Annotated in this window: 15 protein-coding genes; 9 read left to right on the top strand and 6 right to left on the bottom strand. The window is 55.0% G+C overall.

Annotated elements, in window-relative coordinates; all coding sequences use genetic code 11:
- Nucleotides 1-260: 260 nt before the first annotated feature.
- From BMX07_RS06140 to BMX07_RS06155, 5 genes are all read right to left on the bottom strand, one after another.
- Nucleotides 261-1016: a class I SAM-dependent methyltransferase gene (locus BMX07_RS06140; protein ID WP_090615406.1), complete on the bottom strand. Its 756-nt coding sequence runs from the start codon at nt 1014-1016 to the stop codon at nt 261-263.
- A gap of 417 nt (nt 1017-1433) precedes the next feature.
- The gene (locus BMX07_RS06145) at nt 1434-1709 is read right to left on the bottom strand and encodes a hypothetical protein (RefSeq protein ID WP_090615408.1); all 276 of its coding nucleotides are present in this window, start codon (nt 1707-1709) and stop codon (nt 1434-1436) included.
- Between the two features lie 198 nt (nt 1710-1907).
- Nucleotides 1908-2306 (bottom strand): DUF8112 family protein, encoded by a 399-nt coding sequence (locus BMX07_RS06150; protein ID WP_090615411.1) that lies wholly within the window; start codon nt 2304-2306, stop codon nt 1908-1910.
- Nucleotides 2303-2428: a hypothetical protein gene (locus BMX07_RS25430; RefSeq protein ID WP_281246939.1), complete on the bottom strand. Its 126-nt coding sequence runs from the start codon at nt 2426-2428 to the stop codon at nt 2303-2305. The genes BMX07_RS06150 and BMX07_RS25430 overlap by 4 nt, the downstream gene beginning before the upstream one ends.
- A 237-nt stretch (nt 2429-2665) precedes the next feature.
- Nucleotides 2666-3049 carry a hypothetical protein gene (locus BMX07_RS06155; protein ID WP_090615412.1) on the bottom strand — a complete coding sequence of 128 codons (384 nt, stop codon included), beginning with the start codon at nt 3047-3049 and terminating at the stop codon, nt 2666-2668.
- A 184-nt stretch (nt 3050-3233) separates the two neighbouring features.
- Here BMX07_RS06155 and BMX07_RS06160 point away from each other — a divergent pair, with 184 nt between their 5' ends.
- The 7 genes from BMX07_RS06160 (at nt 3234) to BMX07_RS06185 (ending at nt 7230) form a co-directional block, all read left to right on the top strand.
- On the top strand, nt 3234-3491 hold the full coding sequence (locus BMX07_RS06160) for a hypothetical protein (protein WP_090615415.1): 258 nt from the start codon (nt 3234-3236) through the stop codon (nt 3489-3491).
- Nucleotides 3484-3726: a hypothetical protein gene (locus tag BMX07_RS06165; RefSeq protein ID WP_175480064.1), complete on the top strand. Its 243-nt coding sequence runs from the start codon at nt 3484-3486 to the stop codon at nt 3724-3726. The genes BMX07_RS06160 and BMX07_RS06165 overlap by 8 nt, the downstream gene beginning before the upstream one ends.
- Before the next feature lie 5 nt (nt 3727-3731).
- Nucleotides 3732-4400 carry a hypothetical protein gene (locus BMX07_RS23645; protein WP_139210829.1) on the top strand — a complete coding sequence of 223 codons (669 nt, stop codon included), beginning with the start codon at nt 3732-3734 and terminating at the stop codon, nt 4398-4400.
- A 196-nt stretch (nt 4401-4596) separates the two neighbouring features.
- Complete coding sequence (locus BMX07_RS06170) at nt 4597-4869, top strand: hypothetical protein (protein ID WP_175480065.1); 273 nt, start codon at nt 4597-4599, stop codon at nt 4867-4869.
- Nucleotides 4870-5082: 213 nt separating this feature from the next.
- Complete coding sequence (locus BMX07_RS23650; RefSeq protein WP_139210830.1) at nt 5083-5385, top strand: hypothetical protein; 303 nt, start codon at nt 5083-5085, stop codon at nt 5383-5385.
- A gap of 446 nt (nt 5386-5831) precedes the next feature.
- A complete protein-coding gene (locus tag BMX07_RS06180; protein WP_090615420.1) occupies nt 5832-6689 on the top strand; it encodes a thermonuclease family protein in 858 nt (285 codons plus the stop codon).
- 223 nt (nt 6690-6912) lie between these two features.
- Nucleotides 6913-7230 (top strand): hypothetical protein, encoded by a 318-nt coding sequence (locus BMX07_RS06185; protein ID WP_090615423.1) that lies wholly within the window; start codon nt 6913-6915, stop codon nt 7228-7230.
- A 13-nt stretch (nt 7231-7243) separates the two neighbouring features.
- Here BMX07_RS06185 and BMX07_RS24270 read toward each other — a convergent pair whose 3' ends face one another.
- Nucleotides 7244-7411, bottom strand: coding sequence for a hypothetical protein (locus tag BMX07_RS24270; RefSeq protein ID WP_175480066.1), 168 nt, complete (start codon nt 7409-7411; stop codon nt 7244-7246).
- A 147-nt stretch (nt 7412-7558) separates the two neighbouring features.
- On the opposite strand from BMX07_RS24270, the gene BMX07_RS06190 reads away from it, so the two are divergent.
- Together BMX07_RS06190 and BMX07_RS06195 are read left to right on the top strand one after the other, a co-directional pair.
- Complete coding sequence (locus BMX07_RS06190) at nt 7559-7885, top strand: hypothetical protein (RefSeq protein ID WP_090615426.1); 327 nt, start codon at nt 7559-7561, stop codon at nt 7883-7885.
- A gap of 38 nt (nt 7886-7923) precedes the next feature.
- The gene (locus BMX07_RS06195) at nt 7924-8109 is read left to right on the top strand and encodes a hypothetical protein (RefSeq protein ID WP_175480067.1); all 186 of its coding nucleotides are present in this window, start codon (nt 7924-7926) and stop codon (nt 8107-8109) included.
- The last annotated feature ends 428 nt before the right edge of the window (nt 8110-8537 follow it).

Here is an 8537-nt window from a genome sequence, read left to right on the forward strand (position 1 = left end):
ATTGGACGTGGACGCATTAGAACCTAACCCAATATATAATATGTTTGATCATTCCATAGGATAATAGTGTATAGAATCGAGTGGAGGCAGCGTTTGGGCGACCTCGTCTCTCCACTATTTGCATTAGCCATTGGAGGAGTGATCCTTCTTGTTGGATCAAGTGCAATCCTTCTGTGGGAGACACCAGTGAGCGAATGATTACTCTCTCCTTGTGTCGGGAACGCGTCTGGTGTGGCGCTGCGGATTACCATACACGCGATTCATTCGGTAACGCCTGTCGAGTGGGGTTCTGCTACGTAATACGGAAATCGGTCAAAATAGACATGATACGGCCATGGGTCAACGTGATCCCGTCCATTTTCGTTGCCGATAACACCGAGCAGTTCGAAGCCAGCGTTTCGAAGTTGCCGTTTTTGAGAAATCGGATCGATAAAATACGTATATGTCTCTCCGTATTTTCGGTCCTCCCGCTTGTAGCGTGAGCCAACGGTCCCGTCCTGGATCGCACGCTGCCACCACTGTTTCATTTCCCGCCAACTCGCTCTCTTCCGTGGCTCAAGGGCAAAAAAGTTGGAATACCAGGAGTTGTGGGAATTGAATGCTACTCGCCCATGTGGCCGAAGCACACGCCGTATTTCCCTCAATGCATTCAGTCGTCGTTCTTCCGGGTGCAGATAATCGATCCCATTGAACGAAAACAGCACGTACTCAAACGAGTTGTCGGCAAATGGGAGTGTTGCTCCATCACCGAGAGCTAACGGAACGTCAGAAAGATGCGCTCGAGCCCGATCGATCATCGGCTTGCTAATATCCATCCCGATGACATCGTGGCCCCGTTCTGCGAGCTCGTGCGTCGTCCGACCAGCCCCACACCCAATGTCCAGGAGCCGCCCCTCTTGCTGGAAATACTTATCAACCAAGTGATATTCATCGGCAAACAAACCCTGCTCAACTAACTCTTCATACGTATCTACGGCGTCTTCCGAGGAGTATGTTCGAATATTCTCGTGTGGCATCTGGTATTATGGCTCAGTTAGCTGCCAATCTTAAAACAGTATGCGTTAGTATATTAGTTGAATAAATAGCCGAAGTGTTTGGTATAAAATCAAACGAATATGAATTCACCGGATAGATTATGGAATAACATCTATTATTTTCGGAAGGGAAGGGGCATTACAGTAGATTCCGACCACAACTGCTTGATCGCGAGCCTTCCAAAGGACACCATTTCGGAGCGTCTGGTCCCGGCTTCGTAGAGGATGCCGTTACCCGTCCGTCTAGTGAACTCAGTTTCAGTCGACTCGAGGACGAACCGCTGGCGGAGATTGCGGAGGATCTATCGGGCGGAGGTGCTTTCACCGATGCCGCTGGGACCGTGTATCAGGACGTCATTCGCTTATTGATGGCGCTGCCGATCGTAGCGCCGAAATAGCCTATTCAATTTCCAGAACAGAGTTGGATGGATGTTCATGGATCGTGGACAGGTTCATAACTGATTTCTTCAGGGCTGCCTGTGCGACCGCTTCGAGGCGAGTGTTCTCCTCCTCGAGGGTCTCGATCTGCTCTTGCTGGTCTTCGATCTGTTCGCTCTGCTCGGATACTGTCTTTCGAAGGGATTCGTTCTCGGTCTCGAGATCGTCGATACGGGCCTCGAGCTGTTGGAGGTGTTCTCGGATCGATGCGTCACTGTCGGAAGTGTTGGGTGTCATCGGGGAAATGGGGGAAGTCGAAGGCCGCTCGCCAGAACGGGGCTCGGCAGCAGGCCAGTGATCACGGCACTGCCGCTATCGCGACGGGGGCTGTGCCCGTCTCGAGCGCAAGGCGACTGCTGGCGACGTGGCCACTGGTGACTGGCCGGTCGTGAAGGGAGCACCGTTCAGGGAGGCTATGCAGGGAAGCAGTGTTCGTCAGGCAGCGGCCACGATCGTGGGCTCGACGAGAATCGTCCAGTGTGTCTGTCTGGCCATCGCGAGCCCGAGATCAGCCGCGAGGAGGACGTCACTGCGACCTTGCACGGTCTCCGTCAGATCGGCGGGAGCGCAGCCGGCACAGTAGACGGCCGTAATCGTGTAGGTTGGCTCGTCGGAGTACCGGCAGGCTCGAGCGCTTACTGGACGGCCTTCGTGGAGGTGGTCCCCGCAGTCGTAGCAGGGGACAGTCTCACCGGATGTGACCCGTGCACCCTCGAACTGCTGCTCGAGGAGATACTGATGACGGGCCTCGGTTGTGGTTGGCTGTGGTTGCGTGTTCGATGACTTGAGGTCGCTCTCACAGACCGACGCCAGCCAAGGGGAAGAGTCCGTCATCGGCTGCCCTCCGTGGAGTAGGAGTCGTCTGCTTCGATGCACTTGTACACCTCGATCGTCTCCTCGATGTTGCGAATCGCTGGCTCGTGGGACAGCGGCTCGATTATCTCGCCGTCGAGCATCCACACGTCGGCGAGGACCTCCTCGAGACGGAGCGGACCGGATGCTCGGGTCCGGAGGTCATGCTTCGACCTCCGAGTTCGAGTCAGTGGTGGGGGTGTCGGTCGTCGTGGGAGGTGCTTCGCTGGGTTCTACCCCGGCGATCGCCTTCGCTTCTGCGAGGAGTTTCAGTTGGTGTGCAGCTTCGCGCTCGAGCTGGTCGCCACGCAGGCACTGGTGTCGGTTGGTCGCGGACATCGTTAGAGCACCTCCTCGAGGATGTTCTGGGCCTGGTCGGCTGCTGAGACGGGTCGGTCGGACCAGCCACCGCACTCCTGGTCGATGAATTGAATCCAACGGCGGAGATCGTCGCCGCCAGCGCCCATCGGTCCGAGTTCGATACTCTCTGCGTGCAGGATCGGGCCCCACAGCGAGAACACTGGCACCGCACCAGAGTCGTCACGATCCGCGCGGGACTTCGTGACGACGATACGCTCGCGCTTGCGGTCGACGTGGTGGTGGCGGCCTTCGACATCTTCACCGATGTACGCGTAGTTCCACGAGCGGCGCTTGAGGACGACGTCGTCTATCTGTGCCTGTTCGTAAGTCGAAACGGTTTCATCCGTTGGGTGTTGTACGCTCATACGCTGGTTTCCTTCCAGCACGGTCGAGGGCGTTACAGCGCCCGTCGGCCATTTCCTCAGCCGAACTCCCGTACTCATCCTACAGTACAGCACTTGCGCATGTAAAGATTGCGATTGTCAATAGCGCTTGTAGATAGACGATCGAAATACTTTCCCACAGTGCCGTCAAACGTTGCACTTGTAAATGGCGGTGAGAAACCAGAGTGGTGTGACCCTCACACCCGACGACCTGAACGATCTCGACAAGCAGATTGTCGAGTACCTTGACACAGAGGGCCGCGCGTCACCGACGCTGTTCATGCGCGCGGAAAACATCGACACCTCGAGACAGTGGGTCTCGAGTCGGTTCACCCGGCTGGCTGAACACGACCATATCCACGATCTCTACGAGACCGGTATCTACGAGCTCGTAGAGGATCCCCGCGAGGTAGACGATGAGTAGCGACCAGTCCACCGAGGAACGGACCATCGACTGGCCTCGAGGCCACGACCGAACGCCAGCTGAAGACCGCGAACCCTACCCGGGCGAGCTCTCGCCCACGCGCAAGGAATCGTTCCAGAACGTCGTCGACGAGCTCGAAGCATGGGAAGCCACCGAGGGTAGCGTCCGAATCGAGACGGCGAGCCAGCACTACGTCAACCGGCCGAACATAACACCCACCCGTGATTGGAACTAACAACAATGTCAGATGCCCTCGAAATACACTTTTTATTTTCAGAAGATTTCGAAGATGAGGATAAGATAGAATTGTATGAGAGACTCCTACGATCTGAGGATGTGAGCAGTTCAACGTCCCCTGATGATGTAGAAAAAAAGCTCACCAAATATGGTGAGGCAATCACCAACATCTTGTATGGATCAGTCTATCCAACAATTATTTTCCGGCCTGAATTTGAGGGACTTCCGGACCTTCCGTGTTTAAAAATTCAGATCGAGCAAAAAATATTCGATGATCGCCACTACTCCGACGAGGAAATTCGAGATCATATTGATGAAGTGTTCTCTCTCATATTAAAATTGTATAATATGGCGACTGAGGCTGGATATGAACCAAAATATGTCGTTGGTACTGATCCAACAGAGACTGATCAGGTACGAAAAGGTCACGATCGAATTCGGACAACTATGAATGGAATTCAGTCAGGAAGTATAGAAGAAATATATTGGCTACAAATTCTCTCCCCAGAAATGGTTGAAAATATCGGTATGGAAACGTTACAATCAGCACCAGCTGAGCATATAGAGATACTTGATACTGAGGGAGCATTCCTTGTTTCTTATAAAAATCCAAGGTTTGTGGGAGATGATTATTCTGATCTATTGGATTTCTTTTCTTTAAATAATATATGAGTGGAAATTAGTTCAATCAATTTATATTCCAATTGGATAGAATTCAAGAAATCACTACTGTTGGAAGGAATACACCCACTGGCTGGAATCCCGGAGGTGCCACTGCGTGACCCTATCAGAGTCAACAATCTACGAACACTTGGAGGTGCCTACCGCGGACGAGATCACTGGTATATACAACTCGGGACCTTCCAATTTGCGTTTCTATAGTAAGACTCGAGAATCCGACTTCTCGCCCACGCGAAAGGAGTCGTTCCAGTCGATCGTCGACGAGCTCGAAGCATGGGAGGCCACCGAGGGCAGCGTTCGAATCGAGACGGCCTCGCAGCACTACGTCGACCGGCCGAACATCCCACATCAACACGACAAGCCCGACGATGTCGGCGTTGCGGCCTACTTCCGCCGCGAAGGCGAGGCCGCCGCCGAGGAGTTCGCCGTCTCCTGCGATCGCGGGGAGAGCCAGCGGTAGAACGCGCGGGCGATCGCCTTCTGGGCCCGCCGGCAGCGCCTCGCCGAGCGCTGCAGATGCGATCAAGACTGCTCGGCTACCCCCAGCTGACGGCAAGGTGATCGCCGACAGCGTTCGGCGGTCTCTGTCCCAGTCAGTGGCCGATCGAAGAGAGTTGTGTCCGGGCCTCGCCAGTTAGTCTGGTTATAATACTGTCGAATAGTACCATCATATATGGCTATTCACAGCAATTGGACGTACTTCCTGTACGAGAATCTTCCAGAGGAGAAGCTCGAAACAGTACTGCCAGCTGTCTGGGGACAGTTCCGGTCTCTGGAAGAAGAAGGTGACCAGTATTCGACGAGTGACGATTCGCCATCGACAGGAGAAAAAACGCTCCTCGTCTATAGTGGCCAGATCAACGGAACTCTCTACTGGTCCACGGGAACAGATCTTACCCATAACCAAGGATCTCCTGATGTTCCCCAGCTCAAACTCAAGGTCGACAGTGAGGCAGAAGATATCAATCTCGAATGATTTCTCTTGGATCGCTTCCCACTGTCGGCTTTGAATTCGACTTGCAGTCGAGTCAGCAATCCAGTCAGGGACCTGCCACTCGCCGTTCTCATAGAGACAGTGGATCCCTGTATCGTTCGTTCTCCGCATAAAACCGCGATCGAAGCGCCGCTGACCACCAAGCACAACACGATACTCACTCGGTTTAAAATCTACCCCTCAGAGTATGACTACTGCTTCATGCGATGTCTTCGCAGCCTCATGGGCAGCGACTTCGACCACAAAGAACAATTCGATGAAGTGGCGATGAACTTCCGCGACTTGGACACAACGCTAGGTAAAAGATACATATATAAGAATACATATAGATATTACATAAGCTGATGGCGATTGCAGTCGGATCAGTGAGTGTGACTCGACGAAAACTCCTGACAGCGGTCATAGTCGTAGCGCTCGTTGCAACTGGGATGACGGCCTCGGCGGGGGCGGTCACGGGGCCGTCGGTCGAGACGACGACCTCGATCAGCGAGTCGACGACGGTAACGGTGACGAACGTCGTCGATGGCGACACAATCGACATCGAATACCAGAACGGATCGAGCGATACCGTTCGACTACTGGGTGTTGACACACCAGAAACGTACGGGTCGGTCTCGCCCGGCGAATTCGAGGGCGTGCCGGACACGCAGGCGGGCCGTGAGTGCCTGCAAGCCGCGGGTGAGAACGCGAGTGCGTATGCGACTGACCAACTCGCTGACCAAACGGTCACGCTGCAGTTCGACAGCCAGGCGGACCGACGCGGTGACTACGGCCGTCTGCTTGCGTACGTACAGGTCGACGGTTCGAACTTCAACTACGATCTCGTGGAGCGGGGCCACGCCCGGGTCTACGACAGTACGTTCTCCCAGAGCGATTCGTTCTACAGCGCCGAATCGGCAGCTCAGTCCGCCGAGCGAAACGTCTGGTCGTGTCGGACGCCGAACGACGACGACGGGTCGTCGGGTGGGGACGCAAGTGCGCTCACTATCGATTGGGTCAACGCGGAAGCGAGTTCCCTCAACGACGAGCGTGTGAAGATCACCAACACCGGCAGTAGTTCGATCGACCTCGACGGGTTCACACTCTCCGATGAAGCGGGTCATAGCCACACGTTTGCGGAGTTCACGCTCGGCGCCGGTGACTCGGTGTACGTCCACACTGGTAGTGGGACCAACGACGCCGACGACCGCTACATGGGCTATGGGGCCGAGATCTGGAACGATGACGGTGACACGGCGACGGTGCAGACGGCAGCCGGGACAACTGTCGCCCAACTCGCGTACTAAAACGAGCGTGGCAGCTCATTTTTTCAGACGTCTCGGCGGCGGGTCAGGTAATGGCGACTGCACTCGATAACGATCGGTGAGGACGTTGCGCCGGACGCGCCGGACGAGATCGTCAAGGCCGCTTTTAAGGCTCAAGTGAAGGACCACGAGGGCCATCCCGATACGGGTGGCACCACTGGCCGATTCCAGAAACTCAAGAGGGCTCGCGACGAACTACTCGGTGATGGCTGACGGCGATCGGAACGACCTCGACCGCCTCGAGGAACTCGCTCGCGAGCGGTGGGGAGAGCGCTGGACGATTACACAGAAGCATTTCGCCGACGGAACGACGAAACAGACCGCGTGGCGCACCTACGGTCCCGTCGACGTGGACGACGACGGACAGGTATTCGACATCGAGCGCATCCGCCTCGAGGACGACGAGGTGCTCCACGATCGCGTCTACCAGCGAAACGACGATGTCGTCGAGGTCATCGACTACGAGGTCTGTGGCCCCGACGAAATATCGGAGCTCGACACCCCCGAGCACACCAAAAAATAAGGTGTCTCGAGAGCTATTCTCGAACGAATTCCCGGTGACAGTCGTCACAAAGAAGGTCGACCTCCTTTGTGCCATCGTTGTCGCCGGGAATTTCGAACGTCCCGGACCAATCCCGCATGTTGTCAAGCATCTCGTGGAAGGTCCGCTTGCAACCGGGACAGGTCCATTCGTAGTCTGACATCGATTTCTCACGTCCGTAGGATTCCACCTTTCCGGGCTTCCTCCTACATTCAGTAGTATACACTATGGGTACTTAATACTGTCGCAATAATGCAACAGACTGTAGCAGTATAGCAACACTTATTGTAATGGGTACGAATGTATAGGTATGGGAGAGACAGAGACAGAGACCGATTCCGAGATCGACCCTGAGGCCCTGGTTCAGTTGCTGTCGCCAGAGTCGAAGATTCGAATCGTGTCGGCGGTCCTCCAGGAAGGCCGCGGCGGTGAGATCTTCAACCCCTCACGAGTGTACGAGCACGACGGTGTTTCGAGAGATGCCTGGTATCGGTACCACGAGGATCTCATTGAGGGTGGTCTGATCGAACAGGAGGGCAAAGTCGGCAACAGCCCAGTCTATTGCCTCGTCGACGGACCGCTTCCGAGCGCACTTCGCGATGTCGCCGAGCTCGTTTCGCGAAACGACGGCGAGTAGGTGTGACTTTTTATACGAAGCCGTGGCCAACGCCGATGATGTCTCTGGACGATCGCCGTGAGGACCTTCTGATCGCAGTTGCACTGACTGAGTTCTCAGTTCACTATGAGAGCGCCGATCCCGAACTCGCCGAACACGCGTGGCAGCTGGCCGCTGATCGCCTCGTCAATCGCGACGTCGGGCCCGCCGAGGCCGTCGACGCGCTCGAAATTTGCTCGTATTGATGTCTCTCTTCGTCCTTGACTGATCTAGTACGCCTGGAAAATCTGTTTAGTGAACATGGTCGTAGTACTCTTTCATGACTTAAGCCCGACAAGGGTTCGTCTGAAACTCTTCATCTCGTACTGCTGCAGCAGGATCTCTGTGAGGGCTTTAACCCACAAGGGCCCATCCAGATTTTGGATGGTTTGCATCCAAGGGACGACGTCGGGGTGTATTAAAACGGCATCTCATGTGCCGTTTAGAGTCCGTTCAATTGGTGAACGGGGGCCGGCGTTGTTGTGCGGTTCGCTAAGAGCTACTAGTCGATCAGGGAACATAAATGGTATTAATAGCTAGCGCCCTCTTCGGCCAAGTAATAGACTACTAGTTTGTCAGGCTTCGATCCCGGTGTAGATTTCTACCGCCCTGCGACAAAGCCATCTACATCCGC

It is taken from the genome of Natrinema salaciae (genome assembly GCF_900110865.1).
In the GTDB taxonomy this organism is placed as follows: Archaea; Halobacteriota; Halobacteria; order Halobacteriales; family Natrialbaceae; genus Natrinema; species Natrinema salaciae.

Excerpts from the sequence above, each read along its gene's own strand:
- BMX07_RS06140 (WP_090615406.1), bottom strand. The coding sequence starts at position 1,016 with ATGCCACACGAGAATATTCGAACATACTCCTCGGAAGACGCCGTAGAT.
- BMX07_RS06145 (WP_090615408.1), bottom strand. The coding sequence starts at position 1,709 with ATGACACCCAACACTTCCGACAGTGACGCATCGATCCGAGAACACCTC.
- BMX07_RS06150 (WP_090615411.1), bottom strand. The coding sequence starts at position 2,306 with ATGACGGACTCTTCCCCTTGGCTGGCGTCGGTCTGTGAGAGCGACCTC.
- BMX07_RS25430 (WP_281246939.1), bottom strand. The coding sequence starts at position 2,428 with ATGCTCGACGGCGAGATAATCGAGCCGCTGTCCCACGAGCCAGCGATT.
- BMX07_RS06155 (WP_090615412.1), bottom strand. The coding sequence starts at position 3,049 with ATGAGCGTACAACACCCAACGGATGAAACCGTTTCGACTTACGAACAG.
- BMX07_RS06160 (WP_090615415.1), top strand. The coding sequence starts at position 3,234 with ATGGCGGTGAGAAACCAGAGTGGTGTGACCCTCACACCCGACGACCTG.
- BMX07_RS06165 (WP_175480064.1), top strand. The coding sequence starts at position 3,484 with ATGAGTAGCGACCAGTCCACCGAGGAACGGACCATCGACTGGCCTCGA.
- BMX07_RS23645 (WP_139210829.1), top strand. The coding sequence starts at position 3,732 with ATGTCAGATGCCCTCGAAATACACTTTTTATTTTCAGAAGATTTCGAA.
- BMX07_RS23650 (WP_139210830.1), top strand. The coding sequence starts at position 5,083 with ATGGCTATTCACAGCAATTGGACGTACTTCCTGTACGAGAATCTTCCA.
- BMX07_RS06180 (WP_090615420.1), top strand. The coding sequence starts at position 5,832 with ATGACGGCCTCGGCGGGGGCGGTCACGGGGCCGTCGGTCGAGACGACG.
- BMX07_RS06185 (WP_090615423.1), top strand. The coding sequence starts at position 6,913 with ATGGCTGACGGCGATCGGAACGACCTCGACCGCCTCGAGGAACTCGCT.
- BMX07_RS24270 (WP_175480066.1), bottom strand. The coding sequence starts at position 7,411 with ATGTCAGACTACGAATGGACCTGTCCCGGTTGCAAGCGGACCTTCCAC.
- BMX07_RS06190 (WP_090615426.1), top strand. The coding sequence starts at position 7,559 with ATGGGAGAGACAGAGACAGAGACCGATTCCGAGATCGACCCTGAGGCC.
- BMX07_RS06195 (WP_175480067.1), top strand. The coding sequence starts at position 7,924 with ATGTCTCTGGACGATCGCCGTGAGGACCTTCTGATCGCAGTTGCACTG.